We start from the raw sequence: 20,960 nt of genomic DNA on the forward strand, positions 1-20,960 counted from the left end.
CATGTCGAAGCCTACGGAACGCCCGGAGTCCGCCGAGGCCCCTCCTGTCGGACCGCTCGCGGGACGCTTGCGGCGTGGAGCGGCAATGGCTGCGGCGGGGCTCGTCCTCGTCCAGGGAATCACCTTCGTGCAGACTCTGGTCCTTGCACGTCTGCTCACCCCGGAAATCGTGGGTGTGTTCGCGGCGGCAACGGTACTGACGACATTCCTCGTGGTATTCACCCATGGGACCTTGGCCCAGGCGCTGATCCAACGCGAGAACGAGGTCGACGACGCCGTCACCACCGTGTTCTGGGTGACCCTCGCGACGGGATCCCTCATGGCAGTCGGGGTCCTGACAGCTGCACCGATGATCGGGTGGTTGTTCCACAGCGACGAAGTGGCGACAGTGGCAGCGGTGATGTCCGGGTCGGTGCTGTTGACGGCTGCTACGAGTGTGCCCGATGCCGTCATGCAGCGACGGTTCCAGTTCAGTCGCCGGGTCGTCGTCGATCCGGCAGTCGGCCTGACCTACGCGGTGGTCTCGATTGCATGCGCAGCCCAGGGGCTGGGGGTGTGGGCGCTTGCGATAGGTTCGTACGCATCGTTGGCCGTATGGATTGCAGCGAGCTGGTCGCTCTCGCACTGTAATCCGTTCCGCGGACACTTCTCGGTACGGCTGTGGCGCGAGCTCGCCGTGTTCTCCTTCCCCCTCCTGCTGGACGGTATGGCTGCACGTGCGCAGGAAGCCGTCGAGCTGACCATCATCGGTCGAGGTCTCGACGAAGCGGCTCTGGGCAACTACCGCTACGGACGTCGAATCGCCTTGATCCCGTCCATGGCGATCGTCCAGGTGTGCTCGTATGTCCTGTTTCCGGCCTTCTCCAGGATCGCCTCGGACGTCGAACGGTTCCGGGCGGCATTCCTGCGGTCTCTCCGATGGATATGGCGGGTGACAGTGCCGGTGGCGGCATTGACAGCTGCGCTGGGCGAGTCAGCTGTCGTGTTGTTGCTCGGTGAACCTTGGCGCGGCGCCGGCGTCGCATTGGCGTCGATGGCCGGAATAGGCATCGGAGTGGCGATGACCTCGGTCAGTGCGGAGTCCCTCAAGGGTGCCGGGCGATCCGTGCGGATGAACTGGATGACGGGGGCGGGGATACTCTCCGGCATCCCGTTGCTCCTCCTGCTTCTTCCGCTCGGGCTGTCCGGAGTAGGGCTGGCTGTCTCCGGAACGGCAGTTGTCGTCGGGGTCACGGGACTCGCCGTGACGCGCTCGGTAGTAGGGGTGACCGGACGCGACATGCTGCGGGTAATGTGGTCGCCTGTCGCGGCGTCCGTCCCGATGTTCTTCGCCGTCATGTACTTCGAACGATCGGGAGGGAGTCCCGACGAACTGTCGCTCGTCGCAGGTATCGGCCGGCTCGTCCTCGAGGTTCTGGTCTTCGGTCTCGGGTATCTCCTCGTCACGAGGTTGGTCGCCCCGGCAGATTTCGCCGAGATCCGGGCGGCGGGGGTGTCGCTGATCGCTCGTCTCCGGGGACGGACATGCACGAGAGCGTGACGAGCGCTCGGGCGAGACGGATCCGGATCGGACGGCGGTTGTCGTTCGTCGTCTTCGTGCTCCTGGTGGTGGTCGCCGGAGGCATCCCCCTGTACGTAGCACCCGCTCAGGATCACCTCCTCCCGGCAGACGCAATCGTTGTGCTGGGTGGCCCGGGAGAGGAGCGCTACGCCTACGGGATCGAGCTCGCGAACAGGGGTCTCGCGGCACACGTCGCGCTGTCGGATCCCAGCGGCGGTGAGGACGATCGGCTCACGGGTCTGTGTGCGGAGCCGTCGATTCCGACGGTGACCTGCTTCGCACCCCGTCCTCCGACGACATCCGGGGAAGCGCGAGCGATTCGTGACCTGGCCGCTCGGGAGCATTGGCGGAAGATCATCGTGATCACGTTCCTGCCGCATCTGTCACGTGCGGGATTCATCATCCGGCGCTGTTTCGCCGGCGATGTACTGATGATCGCCAGTCCGGACGGGCTCTCCCCTGGGGAATGGGCATGGCAGTATCTGTATCAGACCGCCGGTTACGCGCGTGCGTTGATAAATCCTCCTTGCTGAAACGCCTGTGCGTACCCGTCGAGCGGTACCCAGCGGCCCTCCAGTTCCCGATAACGCTCGCGCACCTCGGGAAGTAGATCCGGCAAGGTGAGCAGAACCCGGTCGGGCTCCGCCATCATCATTTCCTCCGGCGCGACGATCGGCACGTCGGTTCCCGGCATGCGCCGGCCCTGCTTGGCCGGTGAGGCATCTGCCACAGCGGTGACGAGGCGCCGATCAAGCCCGGCGCGTGCGAAGAGCGCTACCGCCCGGGACGCAGCCCCGTAGGCGAAGATCCGTCGCCGTCGGCGTGCCGACGATTCGAGCCAGGCGCGCAGCGCGCGGGACTGCGTGTCCGCTGCCCTCTGCAACCGGCGTACCGACGACACGTCCGTGACACCGATCGCCGTCTCCTTCTCGAGGATGTTCCGGGTCTCCGCCGCCGGCACGGCACGCGGCGTCCGCCGTGCCGCGACCAGCACGGTGCCGCCGTACAGTTCGAACTCGCGGGCATACACAACGTACAGACCCACCTCGGCTAGCAGCGCGCGCAGTGCGGTCAGTGAGTAGTACGCATAGTGCCCGTGCCGGAGTGCCGTCCACTGGCCCCCCGAGACGATCGTGGCCAACGAATGGAACTGCAGCAGCAGCACGCCGCCGGGGGCGACAGCCGATGCGCGCTCGCGAAACGCCGCGCGCTGGTCGGGAGCGTGCATGATGCCGAACGAGTCGAGCACCACCGAGGCCGCGGCGCCCGCCGCAGCTACCCGGAAGCCGTGTTCGGTGAGCAACGGAAGCCAGGTACCGCCGTGCGGGCTGCCGAACTCGGCTACCGTCCGGCCGACGAGGAGACCTTCCGAGGCCGCAGCACGTACGGCGGCGGCGGCCTGGTCGCGCAGCGCCTGCGGTTCGACTCCACGAGGCTCGTCGGGCACCGAGTCGTCCTCGGCGAGCTGTGCGAGCCCACAGTCGCGGCACAGGTTCATCGCGAGCGGGTGCGCTGTCTCGTCGGCCGTGACGGGAGTGTCGACGGCAGGGAAGCAGTCCGCTGCGGGCATCGGGCCGAGGTCGACGACGCGCTCGACGTCCGGGCTCCCGCATCCTCGGCAGGTGCTCACAGCGCTCTCCTTCCGCCGCAACGGTGCACGGTTCGGCCACGCGGTCGGCGTCGATGCGCGACGATGGGCCGATGCGGGTGGAAACGACGGAACTGGCGGATGTGGTCGTCCTGCGCCCGGAGCCGTTCCGGGACGATCGGGGACTGTTCACCCGCACATTCGACGCCCAGGTGTTCGACGACCACCTCGGCGCGAGCGGAGTGCGCGCCGCCGATTTCGTCCAGGACTCGCAGTCGCGTTCGAAACGCGGCGTTGTACGCGGTATGCACGGACGGTCCGGACGGGGCGAGGCCAAGCTCGTGCGGTGCGCGCACGGCGCGATCCACGATGTGCTGGTCGACATCCGGCGAAGTTCGCACACGTTCGGCCGCCACAGCGCCTTCCTCCTGGACGACGTGGAGTTCGCCCATCTCTATGTGCCGCCAGGCTTTCTGCACGGGTTTCAGGCCCTCACCGAGGTGGCGGACGTGTGCTACCGCATCGACCGGCCGCACGACCCGGTGGAGGATCTGGCGGTCCGGTACGACGACGCCGACCTCGCGATCGGATGGCCCCTCCCGGTGACGGTGCTCAGCGCCCGGGATGCGGCAGCGGGGCCGTGGTCCGCCCTGGCGGCTGGCCTCTGACTGCCCGGACGCCGGCATCCTCACCGCCGCCCGGCGCCGGAGTGCTCGAAGCGCATCGTGCTGTCGAGCACCCCGGCCTCCTGGAGACGCTTCAGGTGGGCGAGCCGGACGAACCGGTTCGAGAAGCCCTCGCGCGTCAACCCGTACTGGAGGTAGCGGGCATACAGTTCGGCTGCCCCGTCGGCCACGGTCCACTGCGGCAGATAGTCGTCGAACGCCTTGCGGATCGCGCTGAAATCGACCCGGTACGAGCGCGGGTCGGCACCGGTCTCGCCGGTGATCACGACCTCCGCGCCCGGGGCGACATCGGCGACGGTCCGGGCGATCTGGGCGACGGTCACATTGTTGGCCTCCATGCCCACGTTGAACGCGGCGCAGTGGATCCGGTCGATCGGCGCGACCAGCGCGTGCGCGAACGCCTCGGCGATGTCCTGCGCGTGTACCAACGGCCGCCACGGCGTGCCGTCGGAGAGCACACGCACCTGGCCGGTCAGCACCGCGGTGCCGACGAGGTTGTTCAGGACGATGTCGGCTCGCAGGCGCGGGGAGAATCCGAACGCGGTGGCATTGCGGAGGAAGACAGGCGAGAAACCGGAGTCGGCGAGGGCGGTCACGTCGTCCTCGACCCGCACCTTGCTTTCCGCATACGGCGTCAGCGGGCGCAGGGGCGCGTTCTCGTCGACTGCGTCCTCGCCGGCCGCGCCGTAGACGGAGCAGGTGGAGGCATAGAGGAATCTCCGCACCCCGGCTGCCTTGGCGCAGCGTGCGAGCCGTACCGACGCCTGATGGTTGATCGCATACGTGATGTCCGGATCGAGCGCTCCGAGGGGATCGTTGGACAAGGCGGCAAGGTGGACCACCGCGTCGAATCCGGTCAGGTGCGACGCGGTGACGTCACGGAGATCGAGCCGGATCGTGGACGGTTCCTCCGGTGCGGGCCCGAGGACGCAGTCCGCGAAGAGACCGGAATCGAGTCCGGTGACGACGTGACCGTGGGCACGCAGGACCGGCACCATGACGGAGCCCAGATATCCCTGATGGCCAGTGACGAGGACGCGCATGGCATGCCTTTCAGAAGTGGACTGTGGCCTTCTCGACTACGAACGCTTCGGCGTGCGGGCGACGGCACTGCACGCCGCGCAGCCGCGACAGACCGAGGAAGGCCTGTTCGTCGAACCAGTCGTGGTCGAGCTGAGAGGGGTAGTGCTTGAGCAGGATCCGGACCTTCTCCTCGGCCACCTTGCGGGTCAGGGGGTGGTAGAGCACCGGGTGGGGTGTGTCGGCCTCCCACTTGAGAATCTCGTATCCGAGCACGAGGTGGTCGCGGAAGACGGTGGGGACGAGTTCGGCGAGCAACCGGTGGTCCTGATGTGCGTCACCGCGCTGCGGTGCGAACACCACGTCGGGTTCGCAGGTGTGCCGGAAGGATTCGAGGGCGGTCTTGATCGCGTCCCAGTACGCGGGGGCGCGGCCGTCCGGAACGTCGAGGACCGTGAGTTCGACGTCCGCCCCGGGGCACAGTGCCGCGAGCGCGTGGCGTTCCTCGATCTCGCGTCGCGAGTCTTCACCCGACAGGACGAAGGCGCGTACCCGCAGGGGTTGTGTCGCCCGGCCGGTCAGGGTGAGCAGTGTGCCGCCGATGCCGATCGCGATGTCGTCGCAGTGGGCTCCGAGCACCGCGACCTCCCCGATGTCGCGGGCGTGCAGTTCGATCACGACGTCACCGTCGCACGGGCGCTCTCCCACACGGTCCACGGATGGATGCCGCGGGCGTAGTTGTCGTCCAGCTCGGCGCGTTCCTTGAACGTGTCGGCCGGTTTCCAGAACCCGTCGTGCCGGTAGCCGTACAGCCGGCCCTGCCCGGCGAGGGTGCCGCAGACGTCGGCGACGAGGTCGCCGCCGGGTGGGAGCAGATCGAAGATCTCCTGACTGAGTACGAAGTACCCGCCGTTCTCCCAGATCGGGAAGCGGCTGACCGGGACGATCTCCTTGATCTCACCGTTCTCGGCGACATCGACGCAGTGGAACGACGACTGTGGGGGGACGACGAGCATCGACGCCGTCGCGCCGGACCGGTGGTAGCGCTCGATCATCACGTCGAGGGGAGCGTCGGTCAGGACGTCCGCATAGTTGGCGAGGAAGTACCGGTCCCCGTCCAGGTGGTCACGCACGCGGCGCAGGCGCTCGCCGATCGCGGATTCGAGGCCGGTGTCGACGAACGTGATCGACCAGTCGCTGATGTCGGTGTTGAGCAACTCGACCCGGTTGTCGTGGAGGACGAAGTCGTTGGACTGTTCTTCGTGGTAGTCGAGGAAGAAGTCCTTGATCTTGGCCGCTCCGTAGCCGAGGCACAGGATGAACTCGGTGTGGCCGTAGTGGGCGTAGTACTTCATGATGTGCCAGAGCAAGGGCCGTGGGCCCACCATCTGCATGGGCTTGGGAATCTCGTCGGTACGGTCGTTGCGCATGCGCATGCCGTAGCCGCCGCAGAACAGGACGACTTTCATACCGTGATCCTCCTGACGAAATCGGCGGGGCCGATGGTGGTGTGCAGTTCGGGCAGCGGGAATACGAGCCGGCCGCCCCAGGCGGAGATGTACTGCAATTGGGTCGTCAGTTCCGCCGCCAGGTTCCACGGCAGGGCGACGACCACGTCGGGCCGGTCCTTCTCGATCTGTTCCGGCGGGAGGATCGGGATCCGGGCGCCGGGTGTGTAACGCCCGTGCTTGTACGGATTGCGGTCGACGGTGTAGGCCATCAGGTCCGGCCGGATTCCGCAGTAGTTGAGCAAGGTGTTTCCCTTGCCCGGGGCGCCGTAGCCGACGACGGACAGGCCCTGGTTGTAGCAGTCGAGGAGGAATCGCAGCAGGGTTCGGCGGACGGAACGGGCGCGGGCTTCGAGTTCGCGGTAACCCGCCGTCGTGTGCAGACCGGCCCGGCGCTCCTCCTCGAGCACGGCTTCCACCTGTGTTCCGGGAGAGCTCGCGACCTCGTCCGGCCGGGCCCAGAGCCGGATCGATCCGCCGTGTGTGCCGAGCAGTTCGACGTCGACGACCGACAGGCCACCGGTGGCCAACGCCCGCATCGCCGACAGCACTGTGTAGTACTGGAAGTGCTCGTGGTAGACGGTGTCGAACTGTGCTTCGCGCACTAGGTTCAGCGCGTGGTGCACCTCGATGGAGATCCAGCCGTCGTCGGCGACGAGGGTGCGCAGCGATCGGGTGAATCCCAGCAGGTCCGGGATGTGGGCGTAGACGTTGTTCGCCACGACCAGGTCGGCAGGCCCGTACTCCTCGCGGATGTCCTCGGCGAGTCCTTCGTCGAGGAACGCGGTGACGGTGGGGACACCGATCGCGCGCGCCGCGGCGCCGACGTTCACCGACGGTTCGATGCCCAGACACGGGATGCCGGCCGCGACAGCGTGCCGCAACAGGTAGCCGTCGTTGCTGGCGACCTCCACGATCGAGGAGTCCGGTCCGAGTTGCAGTTTGCGGACGGCGGCTTCGACGAACTGTCGGGCGTGGTCGACCCACGAGTCGGAGAACGACGAGTAGTAGGCGTATTCGGTGAAGGTGTCCTCGGGGGTGATCAGCGCCGGGATCTGCAGCAGCAGGCAGTCCTCACACAACCGCAGATGCAGGGGATAGGTGGTTTCGGGCAGGTCGAGTTCGTCCGCGGCCAGGAAGCGTTCGCACGGTGGCGTGGCACCGAGATCGAGCACGCTGAGGAGCCGCTCCGATTCGCACAGTCGGCACTTCATTGATCACACCCCTCGGGCAGTCGGCCGGGGACCGCGCTTGCGAGATTTTGCAACATCGGGTCCGACTCAACTAGATAACCATACTGAGAGATCGAACGGTAGCCTTAAACAAACCTCAATATTGTTTTGGCGGCTGTTTGGCGCCGATCGGTAGACACACCTAGACTCGGGACTATTCACTCCCCCGCTCGTGGGTCGGGCACGCCGGGGGCGAGGCGTACTGTGAGGTCCTGGGGAGGTCTCCCGATGTCGTTTCAGATCGTTCAGCGCGAACGGACTCTCGTCGCCGGTCTGCCCGTGCGCAGCCCGCGCCGGGCTCTCGGCAAGGTTCGCGACCGCGCGCTCGACCGGGCTTGGTCGGCGGTGCTGAAGCAGGAGCTCGGCGGTCCGCTGGCCTCCGCCTATACCGATCACGCTGTCGACATCGACTCCTACTACACCCAGACGGTCGGGTATCAGTGCGAGTCGCTGGACCAGGTGACGGAGGGGCACATAGTTGCCTGCCTGCCGGCCGGGACGTACGCGAAGTTCTCCTCGACCGGTACTTTCCCCGGCGTCTTCATCGATCTGTGGGACCAGATCCGTGCGGCCGAGGAGGCCGGCGAGATCGTCCGATCCTTCACCGGTGATTTCGAGTTCTATCCGCACGCGTACCGCATCGACATGTACGTGTCGATCGTGACCTCGGAAAAGGCTGGTGTGCAATGAGTTTCGAACTCACCAAACTGCACGGCCACTATGTGGGCGGCCTCGTTCTGCCGGGACTCGAACCGGGATCGACCGGCCAGCAGTCCGAACTGCTGGCCTTCACGGAGGATCGCATCCGCGCGCGCGGCGTCGGCGAGGTGCTCGTGGTCTACATCTGCCATCCCGAGGTCGGATGGAATGCGGTAATCGGCAGTCGTTGCGAGGGCCTGAGCGAGCTGACGATCGGGGACTCGCTGGTACGGGTCCCCGCCGGGTACTTCGCCCGCTTCGTGCCGGACGGAGAGCATTCCGATCCCGTCGACGACGTGTGGCACCAGGTGGAGATCGCCGAGAAGGAGGGGCTGATCGAGCGGGCACACCGGGAGGAGGTGGCAGTCATCGGACCGTCGGGACTGACGGAACTCTACATATCTCTGGCTTGAACGCTGTTGTGTGCTTCGAACACCGTTCTTCGGCGTGAACACTGTGGGGAGCACCCGGATACTGCATACTCGATCCATACAGCCACATATACGATCCGCACCGTCCCGGGTCGGGGATTTCGACCGCGAGGAGCGCGAGGATCCGATGTGGTCCGCCGGGTGACTCCGACCGGGGTCTCCCGCAAAGTCGGGAGGCCGACCGTGGATCGAGCAGTGCGCGCCGCATCGCACTCGGTGCGGGAGCGAGTCTCGACCTACCGGGATCAGGCCTCCGGATATTCGTTCGTCGCAGCCGCACCGAGTGCGGCGCCGGATCTGTGGAACGAATACATTGCCCGGGCGTTGGGCGCTTATCGTCGATTCGGCGTCGAATCCGCACTGGAATACGAAAGTGTGCGAAGCGGGGAGAGCACGGCAATATTCTGCGCGGGGCTCGATCGAAGGGGGGTCGTCGTGGGCGGGGTGCGGGCCCAGGGGCCTTACCAGAACGCGGACGAGTCCCACGCCTTGACCGAATGGAGCGCGCCGGAGCACGTCGACCATCTCCGCCGCATGATCGAGAGCCGAATCCCGTTCGGTCTGATCGAAGCCAAGGCGGCGTGGGTGTCCGAGGATGTGCCCAAGCGCCGAGAACTCACGCTTGCCGTGGCGCGCATGGGCGCGAAGTTCATGGGCCTGCTCGACTCGCGATACATGATGGCCACCGCCGCCGACAACCTGCTGGATCTGTGGAAGACCTGCGGGGGTGTGGTCGACCCGAGCATGCCGGCCACCCCGTACCCGGACGCCCGCTATCGGACCCGGCTCATGTGGTGGGACCGTCTGCGCACCGATCCGTTCGGCGACGAACTCCGACGAGAAGTGGGTGGGATCCGCTTCGACGGGGAGCCGATGTGAACGCCGACGGCGAGACCGGATGGACGCCCTCCGTGTTTGCGGAGGACCGGCCGCAGGACATGGAGGAGCTTCGACGTCTCCGCTCCGAACCCGGGCTCGTCGTCGTCGACCGTCTCGCCGATCAGGTGAGAGGACTGCGCGAGGTGCTCCCGCGGCCGGAGAGCGACCTGCTCGACGAGCCGGCGCGGTGGGTCCATTACCCCTGGCATCGGACCGTCGTCCGCGTACTCGGCCCGAACTCGTTCCGGCGGTTACGGCTGGATCGTAACCGGAACAAGGTGACGTCGGCCGAACAGGATCGGCTGCAGGAAGTGACGGTCGGAATCGTCGGTTTGAGTGTCGGCTTCTCGGTTGCGCAGGCGCTGGTGCTCGACGGAGTGTGCGGAGAACTGCGACTCGCAGACTTCGATCCGATCGAGTTGTCGAATCTCAATCGGCTGCCGGCTTCCCTCGTCGATCTGGGCACGAACAAAGCGGTCGTGGCCGCGCGACGACTCGCGGAACTGGATCCGTACCTGCCCCTGTCGGTGTGGCCCGATGGAGTGGGGCCGGAAACGATCAGCGAGTTCGTGGACGGACTCGACATCGTGGTGGACGAGTGCGACTCGCTGGACGTGAAGGTCGCGTTGCGTGCGGAAGCGGCCCGGCGGGCGGTACCGCTGGTGATGGAGACGAGTGACCGGGGACTGATCGACGTCGAACGCTTCGATCTGCAGCAGGGGCGGCCGTTCCACGGTCTGCTGGGAGAGATCGACCCGGAGCGGCTCGCCGCGTTGTCGGGCCGGGAGAAGATTCCGTACGCGCTGCGCCTGCTCGGACCGGAGCGGATCTCGGCCCGGATGGCCGCTTCCCTCCTGGAGGTGGAGCAGACGCTGGCCACCTGGCCTCAACTGGGCAGCGAGGTGATGCTCGGCGGCGCGACGGTCGCCGCGGTCGTGCGACGGCTGGGGCTCGGGCAACCGCTGAACTCGGGACGCGGCCGTGTGGATGTCGAAGCCTGCCTCGACGCCCTGACCCTCCCGGCGGATCCCGGAAACCGGCCGGGTGCGGATGCACCCCCGCCCCCGGAATCGGACGATCCGATCGACCGGGTACTGCACGCCGCGAGCAGAGCCCCCTCGGGCGGCAACAGCCAGCCGTGGTCCGTCACGGCCGGCGGCGGAACCCTCGAGATCGACATCGCGGACGACTTCGTGCCGACCGCGATCGACATCCACGCCCGAGGCAGCTACGTCGCGCTCGGCGCGGCCCTGCAGAACGCGCGCATCGCCGCCGCGGCACACCGGATACTCGGTGCGGTCCGGGTGCTCGAACGGGACGCCGGTGAGCCGCCGCGCAAGGTGCTCGCGACGATGCAGTTCTCCGACGGAACGGACTCGGTCCTGGCCGCCCAGTACGAGATGATGCTCGCCCGCGGAACCAATCGGCAGCCCGGCGACGGATCGCCACTTTCCGACGCCGAGACGGCTGCCCTCCACCGGGCAGCCGAACAGGAGGGGGGCCGGATCAGGATCGTCACGGGCGCCGATCGCCTCGCCGAGGCCGCGGAGCTGCTCGCAGAATCGGACAGGATCCGCTACCTGACTCCCGTTCTGCGGCGCGAGATGCTCTCGGAACTGCGGTGGCCGGATTCGGAGGACATCGACAGCGGCATCGACGTCCGGACACTCGGGATGGACGACGCGGAGCGCACGATGCTCGACCTGGCGCTTCGAAACGATGTGCTCGATCAACTCGGGGAGTGGGACCTGGGGCACGGGCTGGGGCGGCTGACCGGAATGCGGGTGCGGAGCAGTTCGGCACTCGTGGCGGTCTTCGCGGCGGGTCCACGGCCCGCCGACTACGTCCGTGCGGGGATGGCAGCCGAGAGCGTGTGGATTTGCGCCCACAGTCTGGGGCTTGCGGTCCAGCCTGCTTCACCGGTGTTCCTCTACGCCGAGGACGACACCGACCTCGTCCGGCTCTCGGAGGTCCGGTTCGGCGCGCTCGGAAAGCTGCAGTCGACGCTCGACGACGCGTTCGACCGGCCGGCCGACCTGCGCTTCGCCCTCCTGCTCCGGGTGGCGCGGGCGCGACCGGAACGGATTCGCAGTGCGCGTCGCTCGGATAGAGTTCGAAAACATCCCTGATCCGGTCCGCTCGCGTCGAATGTGCTGTTCCCAAGGGGTTTGAGATGGCGGAGAAGAGCTTCGAGAACATCGTCACCCGGGTGGCTTCCCACCTCATGCCGGCGGACGCCGTGTCTCATCACTCGGTGATCGAACGGGTGCTCCAGGAGCTCGTCGAGCACTTCGAGGTCGACACCTGCTTTCTTCGCTACAACGATCACGAGATCCACGCGACGGTCCTCGTCGCCGAGTGGCCGCCGCGGGAATTCGTGCCGGACCCGGACCCTCTGGGAGTGGTGCACTTCCGGGACGCCGACCCGATCTTCGCCATGACGGAGACCATGAAGGAACCGGCCGTCACCCGCCCGGGACAGTCGGGGGACGAATACGCCGACCGGGTGCGCGCGGGTTCGGGGGTGCCCGAGGTCTCGGTCGCGGCGGTGCCGCTGATCTCCGGGAGCGTCACCACCGGCACCCTGGGCTTCATCAAGGCCGGTGATCGCGACTGGAGCGAGGACGAAATCAACACCTTGATGATGATCGCGGCTCTGCTGGCGCAGGTGCAGGCCCGTGTCCGCGCCGAACAGGACCTGCGCGACGCGGCCTATCACGACGATCTCACCGGCCTCGCGAGCCGGCGCGCCCTCCTCGAACACCTCGAGGAGCGGCTGAAGCGGGGGCAGCCGGGGCCGGTCGCCGTCCTGTTTCTCGACCTGGACCGGCTCAAGCCGCTCAACGACTTCCTCGGTCACGCCGCCGTCGACGTGTTCCTGTGCCGTACCGCACAGCGATTGTCGCGCGTGTGTGATCCGAAGGACATGGTGGCACGCCTCGGCGGTGACGAGTTCGTCGTCGTGCTCGACGGGCCGGTGTCGCTGGAGGCGGCCCGGGAACGCGCCGAGGCGCTGCGGTGGGCGGTCGGGATGTCGGTGCAGCTGGGCAGTCAGGTCGTAGGCCGCGGGGGCAGCCTCGGCGTTGCCGTCGGCGAGCCCGGACGGATCACGCCGGTGGCGCTGCTCGGCCGGGTCGACGAGGCGATGCTGATGGCCAAGAGCAAGGGTGGCAACAGTGTCGTCGCATACACCGAGGACATGCGAGGCGCGAGCGAGCGCCGCAACCTCATCGAGCTGAGCCTGCGGACGTCGATCGACGACGAGCATCTCACCCTGGACTATCAACCCGAGTTCGACCTGCGTGACGGCAGCATTCTCGGTGTCGAGGCCCTGGTGCGATGGAATCATCCGGTGCTGGGCAAGCTGCAGCCGGCCGAGTTCATCGAGGTGGCCGAGTCGACGAACCTGGCGGGCGAGCTCGGAGGCTGGGTGCTGCGAACGGCGTGCGGGCAGTTGGCGGAGTGGCGACGGCGTATTCCGGGACTGAACATTCGGATGAGTGTGAACGTCTCGCCCGTGCAGCTGGTGAGCCTCGATTTCGTGGAGACGGTGGAGAGCGCACTCGAGGAGTTCGGCCTCGGCAGCTCGTGCCTGTGCCTGGAGATCACCGAGTATGTGGTCGTCAGCGATCTCGAACGTTCGCGCAAGACGCTCCGGCGGCTCGAGCGTCTGGGCGTGTGCTGCGCGATCGACGACTTCGGAACCGGGTACAGCTCACTTGCCCACCTGAAGTCGCTGCCGGTCCACACGCTCAAGATCGACAAGGCGTTCGTGCTGAACCTTCAGCGCAGCGAGAGCGACCGAGTCATCGTCGAGTCGATCATGGGACTCGCTTCGGCATTCGGCTTGGAGGTGGTGGCCGAGGGTCTCGAGTCGGTTTCGGCAGCGACCAAGCTTCTGGACATGGGATGCCGGCGCGCGCAGGGCTTTCTCCTGAGTCGGCCGAAGCCGCCCGAGCAGATCGAGGAAGTATTGCGCCGCGGAAGAATCGACCTTCCGTGGAAGGTGCCGATCCCCCTGCATGAATGAACCACCGGTCCGTTATTGTGTCTAAAACAATCTCCAGGTAGGTTTTAAGGGGTCCGAGGCTCCTCGACTCCGAAATGGGGATGACTCCGATGCGGAACCGCGAGATGAACACCCCCGTTGCCGGTGCGGGTGGCGCCACAGTCCGGACCACGGTGGACCACGCGGGCGCCACGCGGTCGGATGCGGGGCGGAGCCTGCCTGGACTCTGCGCCCCGAATCCTGTTCCGAGGCCCCGGTGGGAGCGCCGGTATGCCGTTCTGGTGTTCTGCTGCGACCTGTTCTGCATCCTGGTGGCCGACCTGGCAATCACCTTCGGCTATCACACACCGGAGATTCCCACGGGGCAGACGCTCGCCGTCGTCGCCGTGGTCCCGGTCGCTGCGATGTCGAGCCTCGCGATCCAGAGGGCTTGGGACGTCAGGGTTCTGGGAGCCGGCGTCGAGGAGCTGCGCCGAGTCGGCCGGGCGTACGTGCTCGCCACGGCGACGTTGGCCGTGGCCGGCTACGCGTGGGGGACCGCGAGCGGTCAGTCCTGGGTCTTCGGCGCACTACCGCTGGCCGCCGTCGCGACGCTCGGTGCCCGCCTGCTGCTGCGTCGCTTCGTGCGCAGCCGCCGGCGGCGGGGACGCTTCGTGCGATCGGTCCTGATCGCGGGTGACACGCTGGAGGTGCACGAGCTGCTTGCCCGAGCGGAGGAGTTCCGCGATGCGGGGTGGCAGATGGACGGAATCTGCCTGCCGGTCACGAAGTCGGACGAGGCGCTCCCGCTCGCCGTCGACGACGTGCCGGTGCTGGGAACCGAGGACGACATCGTCGGAATCGCCCAGTTGCATGAGTTCCAGGCGGTCGCCCTGTTGCCGTCGAGCGGCTGGACTCATTCGAAGACCCGCAGACTCAGCTGGGATCTGGAGCGTACGGGTGCCGATCTGCTGATGGCTCCGGTCCTCATGGACCTGGTGGGGCCGCGTCTGCACATGGCACCGCTCGCCGGGCTGCCGCTGCTCCAGCTCAGCGCTCCTCGCTACGTCGGCCCGGCCTGGGTGGTGAAGAACATCTTCGACCGGGTCGCCGCCCTCGCGATCGTGGTGCTGCTGGCGCCGCTCCTGTTGGCCATTGCCCTGGCCATTCGGGTCACGAGCCCAGGTCCCGTGCTCTTCCGGCAGACCCGCGTCGGCAGGGACGGGCGCACGTTCACGATGTTCAAGTTCCGCAGCATGGTGGTCGATGCGGAGGACCGCCTCGCAGAGCTGGCCGACCGCAGCGACGGCAACGGGATCCTGTTCAAGATGCGGGAGGATCCCCGGATCACGCGGGTGGGCCGCGTCATCCGCCGGTACTCGCTCGACGAGCTGCCGCAGTTGTTCAACGTGGTCACCGGCGACATGTCGCTGGTCGGCCCACGACCTCCGCTCGAGTGCGAAGTGGCGTGCTACGGCGAGGACGGCGCGCGCCGACGGTTGTTCGTGAAGCCGGGGCTGACCGGGTTGTGGCAGGTCAGCGGCCGGAGCAACCTGAGCTGGGAGGAGTCGGTGCGGGCCGACCTGCGGTACGTCGAGAACTGGACCTTCGCGCTCGATCTGTCGATCCTGCGCAGGACCCTGCGTGCCGTGCTGCACAGCGACGGCGCTTACTGAGCCCCCGCGACGCGCCCCTTTCACTCCGTCTCGTTCACGCGTCGAAGAGCGCCTGCCCCCAGTGCTCGCCCGGCGCCGGCCCGGCCGGGCACGCGAACACCGCCGATCCCACATGCTGGATGTACTCGTTGAGTGCGTCCCGCCGTGCCAGTTCGCGCTGCATCGGCACGAACTGCTCGAGCGGGTTGCGGCAGAACGCGATGAAGAACAGTCCCGCGTCCAGGTGGCCGAATCCGTCGGAACCGTCGGTGAAGTTGTATCCCCGGCGCAGGATTTTCAGTCCGCCCAGGTGCTGGGCCGACGCGAGCCGCACGTGCGCGTCGACGGGGACGAACGGCCCATCGGGCCCCTTGGACTCGAGATCGAGTTCGTCGAACTCGCCGGTCTTCCCGAGCGGAGCACCCTCACGCTTGGTGCGGCCGATCACCTGTTCCTGTTCCTGCAGCACTGCCCGGTCCCACTGCTCGATGAGCATGCGGATCCGTCGCGCCACCAGGTAGGTGCCGCCGGCCAGCCAGGGCTGGTCGTCGTCGGCGTCGACCCAGACCGATTCGGCGAGCGCCGCGGGATCCTCGGCCTTGAGATTGTTGGTTCCGTCCTTGAACCCGAACAGGTTCCGCGGTGTCTGCTGCGACGTGGAAGTCGACGAGGTGCGGCCGAAGCCGAGTTGCGACCAGCGCACCGACGCGGTGCCGAACGCGACCCGAGCCAGATTGCGGACGGCGTGCACCGCGACCTGTGGATCGTTGGCGCACGCCTGGATCGCGATGTCGCCGCCGCTGCGCGCGGGATCGAGGTTGTCCGCCGGGAAGTGTGGAAGATCCTGCAGCGCAGCAGGTTTGCGAGCGGACAATCCGAACCGCTCGAAGAACGACGGTCCGAACCCGATGGTCAGGGTCAGCTGGGAGGCGTCGAGGTCCAGGGCCTCGCCGGTGTCGGTGGGCGGATGGTAGGGGCCCTCGCCGGTGGCGCCGTCCTCGGTGGCCTCGCGCCCGGCGGTCATCCGCTCGGCCATCTCCGTCCACGTCCTCAGCAGCGTGATCATCTCGTCCCGGTCGTCGGTGGTGACGTCGAAGGCGACGAAGTGCATGCGGTCCTGGGCGGGGGTGACGATCCCGGCCTGATGCGCACCCCGGAACGGGACGGTGCCGGCGTGGCCGGCGTCCGTGCCGGGGGCGGTGACCCGGCCGACCACCGCGCCCGCCCCGGCGAGCGCGGCGCCGGCGCCGACGGCACCGAACAGGCGCCGGCGGGAGATGCCCGCGCGGGACGCGGGTGCGGAGGTCGGCGTCTCGCTCATGCGCCCCCTGCCCCCGCGACGACGCCCTGCACCTTGCTCACCTCGGCCGAGAGTGCGTCGAGCAGGCGGGAGAGCTCCTGGCGCTGCGACTCGGTGACCGTGTCGTAGGAGACGAAGCCGTCACCCTGCCGATACTGCGCGAGCACGGCGTCCAGATCGGCGAAGCGGGTGTCGATGGCCTGCGCCAGCTGCGGGTCGTTCGCGTCGAGGATCGGGCGCAGAGCCGCGACCGCGGCCTGGGAGCCGTCCACGTTGCCCTGGAAGTCCCACAGGTCGGTGTGCGAGAAGATGTCCTCCTCACCGGTGATCTTCGAGGTCGAGACCTCGTCGAGCAGACCCTGCGCGTTGCCGGCGATCTTGGTCGGATCGACCGTGTAGTCGTCGGCATTCACCAGGTCGGCCAGCTCCTGGACGTCGGCGGCGAGTCGATCGGCGATCGCAGTCGTGTCGGACTGGGCGCCCTGCACCCACAGGTCCTTCTCGAGCCGGTGGAAGCCGGTCCACGCCTGACCGGGCTCGAGGTCGGCCTCGCGCAGGTCGATCCGGGGATCGAGGTCGCCGAAGCTCTCCGCCTCGGGTTCGATCCGTTCGAAGTAGGTGCGGCTGATCGGGAACAGCCGCTTGGCCTCGTCGACGTCACCCGCCTTCACGGCGGCGACGAATTCGCCGGTGGCGGAGACGAGCGCCTCGGTCTGGCTGCGGATGTACCGGCGGTAACCGTCCCCGGCCTCGGCGAGCTTGCCGTCGGCGTCGGTGGCGGCCTTGGAATCACCCGTGACCACGAATTCCTGCCGGATGCCGTCCCCGACCATCCCGGGGCGGCAGGACAGTTCGTAGGTGCCGGCCTCGGGCAGGTTCACGATCAGCTGCCGGGTGAGTCCTGGGCCGATGTTCTCGATCTCGCCCATCACCCGGTCGCCGGCGGCGAACACGTAGAACTCGGTGACCGTGGTTCCGTTGTTCGTGATCCTGAAGGAGGAGTGCCCGGTCGTGCCCTTCGCCGCCGCCACCTCGCATGCGTTGTCGGTGGCGGTGACGGCGATCGAGTCGTCGGCTGCGGTCGACTTCTCGGTGCAGCCCGCCAGAGCGAGGGGCAGGGCCGCTGCCGCCGCGAGGGCGTACGTGGATCGGCGCATGTGATCGGTGCCTTTCGAACAGGAGGGGTCAGGCGGCGACGGCGGGTTCGGCCGTGCGCGCCGGCGCGACGGGACGCAGGAACAGGGACAGGACGACGGCGAGGTAGCTCACCCACGCGACGGCCTGCAGGATCGTGGGATCCGGGCGGAGGTTGAGGATGCCGGCCAGCACGGTTCCGTACCAGCTGCCGGCGTCGTAGTGGGCTGAGGCGTCGAAGGCGAGAGTGGAGCCGCCGGGCAGGACGCCGCCGATCTGGAGGGCGCGCAGGCCGTAGGCCAGGATGCCGGCGGCGACCACGACCAGGAAGACACCCGTGTACCGGAAGAAGCGGGCCATGTCGATCCGGATCGCCCCGAGGTACATCAGGACCGTGAGGACGGCGGCCACGCCGAGCCCGAGGAGCAGGCCGACGAGCGGCCACGCGCTGCCGGCGGTGTTCTCGGCGTACCCGACCATCAGCAGCGCGGTTTCCAGGCCTTCACGCCCGACCGCGAAGAACGACAGGGTCAGTACCGCGGCCGGTCCTGCGAGCAGTGCCTTCTCCATCCCGGCGCGCAGATCGCCCGAGATCGACCGCGATGCGGTGCGCATCCATAGCACCATGGCGGTCACGATCACCACCGCGACGAGCGAGGCGAGACCCGCGGCGACTTCGGCGGCGAGCCCGGTGAGGGTGGTGGTGCCGAGATGGATGATCGCGAATGTCGCGGCCACCATGGCGACGGCAGTGCCGACGCCGAGCCGTACCCACCGCAGTGCATCGCGGCGCTCGGACTTGACGAGGAAGGCGACGAGGATCATCACGACGATGCCTGCTTCGAGGCCTTCGCGCAGGCCGATGAGACCCGAACCCATCAGCTGGGTGGCGATCGAAGGCGCCCCGGAACTCGCGGCAAGCACTGACATGGACACGACTCCAAAAGTTAGGTGAGGCGAACCTCTATTAGGTGATGCAAGCCGAAAACATACACCCGGCGAGAGCGCCGTCGAAAGGGACCTTGGTCTCTTTACCTGCGCTTTGCCGGCGATATGGATGATGGGAACCATGCCCCCTGCCACCTCGCCGCGACGCTCACCGTGGCCGCGCGTCCTGTTCGGCGCGGTCGCTGCGACGATCCTCGTGGTCGTCGGGGTTGCGGTCTGGAGCCCACGCGAGCCGCGCATCCCGATCCCCGACGGCGTCCCGCCCGTACCCGGCACCGCCGTCCCGGCGATCGACGTCGACGCCCCCGGCCGCACGGCCGACCAGTTGCGGGACTGGGCCGCGCCGCAGGCCGAGGCACTCGGCATCCCTCGCACCGCCCTCGAGGCATACGGTCACGCCGCCGCCGTGCTCGCCGCAGCGCGCCCCGACTGCGGTCTCGCCTGGACGACCCTCGCCGGCATCGCAAGCGTCGAGAGCCGGCACGGCCGGTACAACGGCGCCGCCATCGCCCCGGACGGCCGCGTCGACCCGCCGATCCGCGGTGTGCCCCTCGACGGCGGACCCGGACTGGCCGAGATCCGCGACACCGACGGGGGGCGCCTCGACGGTGATCCCGTTCTCGACCGGGCCGTCGGGCCCATGCAGTTCATTCCCGAGACCTGGTCCCGTTGGGGTGTGGACGCGAACGGCGACGGCATCGCCGATCCCGACAACATCGACGACGCAGCCCTGTCCGCCGGCCGCTATCTGTGCGACCGCGGAGGCGACCTCACCACTGCCGAGGGGTGGACGCGCGCTCTCATGGCCTACAACCTTTCGGGTGAGTACCTCGCTCTGGTACGCGACCGCGCCGCCGCGTACGGGGTGGGTCGCCGGCCCTGACGCGACCGTCCGATCCGTCCGCCTCGCCACCGGGCAACCCGCCGGTGGCCGCCACCGCGGGGCGCGCCGTGCTTCGGGCGCAGGTCGGGGCGGTTAGGCTGTCCCCAGCGTGCAGACCCCGCAGCGTGAAGTCCATCGAAGGAGAATCAGCCAGTGGCCATCATTGAGCAGGTAGGAGCCCGCGAGATCCTCGATTCGCGTGGTAACCCCACGGTCGAGGTCGAGGTGCTGCTCGACGACGGAAGTTTCGCCCGCGCTGCGGTGCCGTCCGGTGCTTCCACCGGTGAGCACGAGGCCGTCGAGCTGCGCGACGGCGGCGAGCGCTACCTGGGCAAGGGCGTCGAGCAGGCCGTCGAGGGCGTCCTCGGCGAGATCGCCCCGGCGATCATCGGTCTCGACGCGACCGAACAGCGCACCGTCGACCAGGCGCTCCTCGACACCGACGGCACCCCCGACAAGGGCCGGCTCGGAGCCAACGCGCTCCTCGGTGCCTCCCTCGCCGTCGCCAAGGCCGCGGCCGAGTCCTCCGGGCTCGAGCTGTTCCGCTACCTCGGCGGCCCGAACGCCCACATCCTGCCCGTGCCGATGATGAACATCCTCAACGGCGGCGCCCACGCCGACACCGGCGTCGACGTGCAGGAGTTCATGGTCGCCCCGATCGGCGCGCCCACCTTCAAGGAGTCCCTGCGCTGGGGTGCCGAGGTGTACCACTCGCTCAAGTCCGTGCTCAAGAGCCGCGGCCTGGCCACCGGCCTCGGTGACGAGGGTGGATTCGCGCCCGACGTCGCCGGCACCAAGGAGGCCCTCGACCTCATCAGCGAGGCCGTCGCCAAGACCGGTCTGAAGCTCGGAACGGATGTCGCGCTCGCGCTCGACGTCGCCGCCACCGAGTTCTACACCGCGGGCACCGGCTACAAGTTCGAGGGCAAGGACCGCACCGCGGACGAGCTCGCCGACTTCTACGACGAGCTGCTCTCCGCATACCCGCTCGTGTCCATCGAGGACCCGCTGAGCGAGGACGACTGGGACGGCTGGGTCGCGCTGACCGACAAGATCGGCAACAAGGTGCAGCTGGTCGGCGACGACCTCTTCGTCACCAACCCCGAGCGCCTCGAGGAAGGCATCGTCAAGGGCGCGGCCAACGCGCTGCTCGTGAAGGTGAACCAGATCGGCACCCTCACCGAGACCCTCGACGCGGTCGATCTCGCGCACCGCAACGGGTACAAGTCGATGATGAGCCACCGCTCCGGCGAGACCGAGGACACCACCATCGCGGACCTCGCCGTCGCCGTGGGCAGCGGCCAGATCAAGACCGGTGCTCCGGCCCGCTCCGAGCGCGTCGCCAAGTACAACCAGCTGCTGCGCATCGAGGAGTCGCTCGGCGACGCCGCCCGGTACGCCGGCGAACTGGCGTTCCCGCGCTTCAACATCGAGGGCTGAGCGCACCC

General features: G+C 68.0%; 19 protein-coding genes. 11 read left to right on the plus strand and 8 right to left on the minus strand.

Annotated elements, in window-relative coordinates; genetic code table 11:
• Window position 1 precedes the first annotated feature (1 nt).
• Together AC2IPW_RS06785 and AC2IPW_RS06790 are read left to right on the plus strand one after the other, a co-directional pair.
• Window positions 2-1,540: an oligosaccharide flippase family protein gene (locus AC2IPW_RS06785; protein WP_267966309.1), complete on the plus strand. Its 1,539-nt coding sequence runs from the start codon at window positions 2-4 to the stop codon at window positions 1,538-1,540.
• Window positions 1,525-2,094 (plus strand): YdcF family protein, encoded by a 570-nt coding sequence (locus AC2IPW_RS06790; protein ID WP_082061347.1) that lies wholly within the window; start codon window positions 1,525-1,527, stop codon window positions 2,092-2,094. Before AC2IPW_RS06785 ends, AC2IPW_RS06790 begins: the two co-directional genes overlap by 16 nt.
• On the opposite strand, the gene AC2IPW_RS06795 is transcribed toward AC2IPW_RS06790, so the two are convergent.
• Window positions 2,061-3,191 carry a class I SAM-dependent methyltransferase gene (locus AC2IPW_RS06795; RefSeq protein WP_040274509.1) on the minus strand — a complete coding sequence of 377 codons (1,131 nt, stop codon included), beginning with the start codon at window positions 3,189-3,191 and terminating at the stop codon, window positions 2,061-2,063. The two genes, AC2IPW_RS06790 and AC2IPW_RS06795, sit on opposite strands and share 34 nt — an antisense overlap.
• 71 nt (window positions 3,192-3,262) lie before the next feature.
• On the opposite strand from AC2IPW_RS06795, the gene rfbC reads away from it, so the two are divergent.
• Window positions 3,263-3,817, plus strand: a complete 555-nt coding sequence (rfbC, locus tag AC2IPW_RS06800) for a dTDP-4-dehydrorhamnose 3,5-epimerase (protein ID WP_416062993.1) — start codon at window positions 3,263-3,265, stop codon at window positions 3,815-3,817.
• A gap of 20 nt (window positions 3,818-3,837) precedes the next feature.
• Here the strand turns inward: rfbC and AC2IPW_RS06805 are convergent, their stop codons facing one another.
• From AC2IPW_RS06805 to AC2IPW_RS06820, 4 genes are read right to left on the minus strand one after another with little or no spacing between them, the layout of a single operon-like run.
• On the minus strand, window positions 3,838-4,878 hold the full coding sequence (locus AC2IPW_RS06805; RefSeq protein ID WP_416062994.1) for an NAD-dependent epimerase/dehydratase family protein: 1,041 nt from the start codon (window positions 4,876-4,878) through the stop codon (window positions 3,838-3,840).
• Window positions 4,879-4,888: 10 nt separating this feature from the next.
• A complete protein-coding gene (locus AC2IPW_RS06810; RefSeq protein ID WP_003935119.1) occupies window positions 4,889-5,533 on the minus strand; it encodes a PIG-L deacetylase family protein in 645 nt (214 codons plus the stop codon).
• Window positions 5,530-6,324 carry a glycosyltransferase family protein gene (locus tag AC2IPW_RS06815; RefSeq protein WP_371384237.1) on the minus strand — a complete coding sequence of 265 codons (795 nt, stop codon included), beginning with the start codon at window positions 6,322-6,324 and terminating at the stop codon, window positions 5,530-5,532. The genes AC2IPW_RS06810 and AC2IPW_RS06815 overlap by 4 nt, the downstream gene beginning before the upstream one ends.
• Entirely contained in the window at window positions 6,321-7,577 is a 1,257-nt protein-coding gene (locus tag AC2IPW_RS06820) for a methyltransferase domain-containing protein (protein WP_486376546.1), read from the minus strand. The genes AC2IPW_RS06815 and AC2IPW_RS06820 overlap by 4 nt, the downstream gene beginning before the upstream one ends.
• A 246-nt stretch (window positions 7,578-7,823) precedes the next feature.
• Here AC2IPW_RS06820 and AC2IPW_RS06825 point away from each other — a divergent pair, with 246 nt between their 5' ends.
• The 6 genes from AC2IPW_RS06825 (at window position 7,824) to AC2IPW_RS06850 (ending at window position 15,268) form a co-directional block, all read left to right on the plus strand.
• On the plus strand, window positions 7,824-8,285 hold the full coding sequence (locus tag AC2IPW_RS06825) for an effector binding domain-containing protein (protein WP_040274513.1): 462 nt from the start codon (window positions 7,824-7,826) through the stop codon (window positions 8,283-8,285).
• The gene (locus tag AC2IPW_RS06830) at window positions 8,282-8,707 is read left to right on the plus strand and encodes a hypothetical protein (protein ID WP_416062996.1); all 426 of its coding nucleotides are present in this window, start codon (window positions 8,282-8,284) and stop codon (window positions 8,705-8,707) included. The genes AC2IPW_RS06825 and AC2IPW_RS06830 overlap by 4 nt, the downstream gene beginning before the upstream one ends.
• A gap of 552 nt (window positions 8,708-9,259) precedes the next feature.
• Entirely contained in the window at window positions 9,260-9,604 is a 345-nt protein-coding gene (locus AC2IPW_RS06835) for a hypothetical protein (protein ID WP_371384240.1), read from the plus strand.
• On the plus strand, window positions 9,601-11,733 hold the full coding sequence (locus tag AC2IPW_RS06840; protein WP_416062998.1) for an Rv1355c family protein: 2,133 nt from the start codon (window positions 9,601-9,603) through the stop codon (window positions 11,731-11,733). The genes AC2IPW_RS06835 and AC2IPW_RS06840 overlap by 4 nt, the downstream gene beginning before the upstream one ends.
• A 44-nt stretch (window positions 11,734-11,777) precedes the next feature.
• Window positions 11,778-13,634, plus strand: a complete 1,857-nt coding sequence (locus AC2IPW_RS06845; RefSeq protein ID WP_003935112.1) for a putative bifunctional diguanylate cyclase/phosphodiesterase — start codon at window positions 11,778-11,780, stop codon at window positions 13,632-13,634.
• A 260-nt stretch (window positions 13,635-13,894) separates the two neighbouring features.
• Window positions 13,895-15,268, plus strand: coding sequence for a sugar transferase (locus AC2IPW_RS06850; RefSeq protein ID WP_416063000.1), 1,374 nt, complete (start codon window positions 13,895-13,897; stop codon window positions 15,266-15,268).
• 34 nt (window positions 15,269-15,302) lie between these two features.
• Here AC2IPW_RS06850 and efeB read toward each other — a convergent pair whose 3' ends face one another.
• The 3 genes from efeB to efeU are packed head-to-tail and all read right to left on the minus strand — an operon-like array spanning window position 15,303 to window position 18,611.
• Window positions 15,303-16,568: an iron uptake transporter deferrochelatase/peroxidase subunit gene (efeB, locus tag AC2IPW_RS06855; protein ID WP_486376547.1), complete on the minus strand. Its 1,266-nt coding sequence runs from the start codon at window positions 16,566-16,568 to the stop codon at window positions 15,303-15,305.
• Window positions 16,565-17,704, minus strand: a complete 1,140-nt coding sequence (gene efeO, locus AC2IPW_RS06860) for an iron uptake system protein EfeO (RefSeq protein WP_301914885.1) — start codon at window positions 17,702-17,704, stop codon at window positions 16,565-16,567. Before efeO ends, efeB begins: the two co-directional genes overlap by 4 nt.
• A gap of 28 nt (window positions 17,705-17,732) precedes the next feature.
• Window positions 17,733-18,611 carry an iron uptake transporter permease EfeU gene (gene efeU / locus AC2IPW_RS06865; protein ID WP_010592912.1) on the minus strand — a complete coding sequence of 293 codons (879 nt, stop codon included), beginning with the start codon at window positions 18,609-18,611 and terminating at the stop codon, window positions 17,733-17,735.
• A gap of 139 nt (window positions 18,612-18,750) precedes the next feature.
• Here efeU and AC2IPW_RS06870 point away from each other — a divergent pair, with 139 nt between their 5' ends.
• A complete protein-coding gene (locus AC2IPW_RS06870; protein ID WP_486376548.1) occupies window positions 18,751-19,512 on the plus strand; it encodes a lytic transglycosylase domain-containing protein in 762 nt (253 codons plus the stop codon).
• Between the two features lie 153 nt (window positions 19,513-19,665).
• Window positions 19,666-20,952, plus strand: a complete 1,287-nt coding sequence (eno, locus tag AC2IPW_RS06875; protein ID WP_003935106.1) for a phosphopyruvate hydratase — start codon at window positions 19,666-19,668, stop codon at window positions 20,950-20,952.
• The last annotated feature ends 8 nt before the right edge of the window (window positions 20,953-20,960 follow it).

The sequence above is a fragment of the Rhodococcus sp. NS-SX18 genome (genome assembly GCF_057367935.1).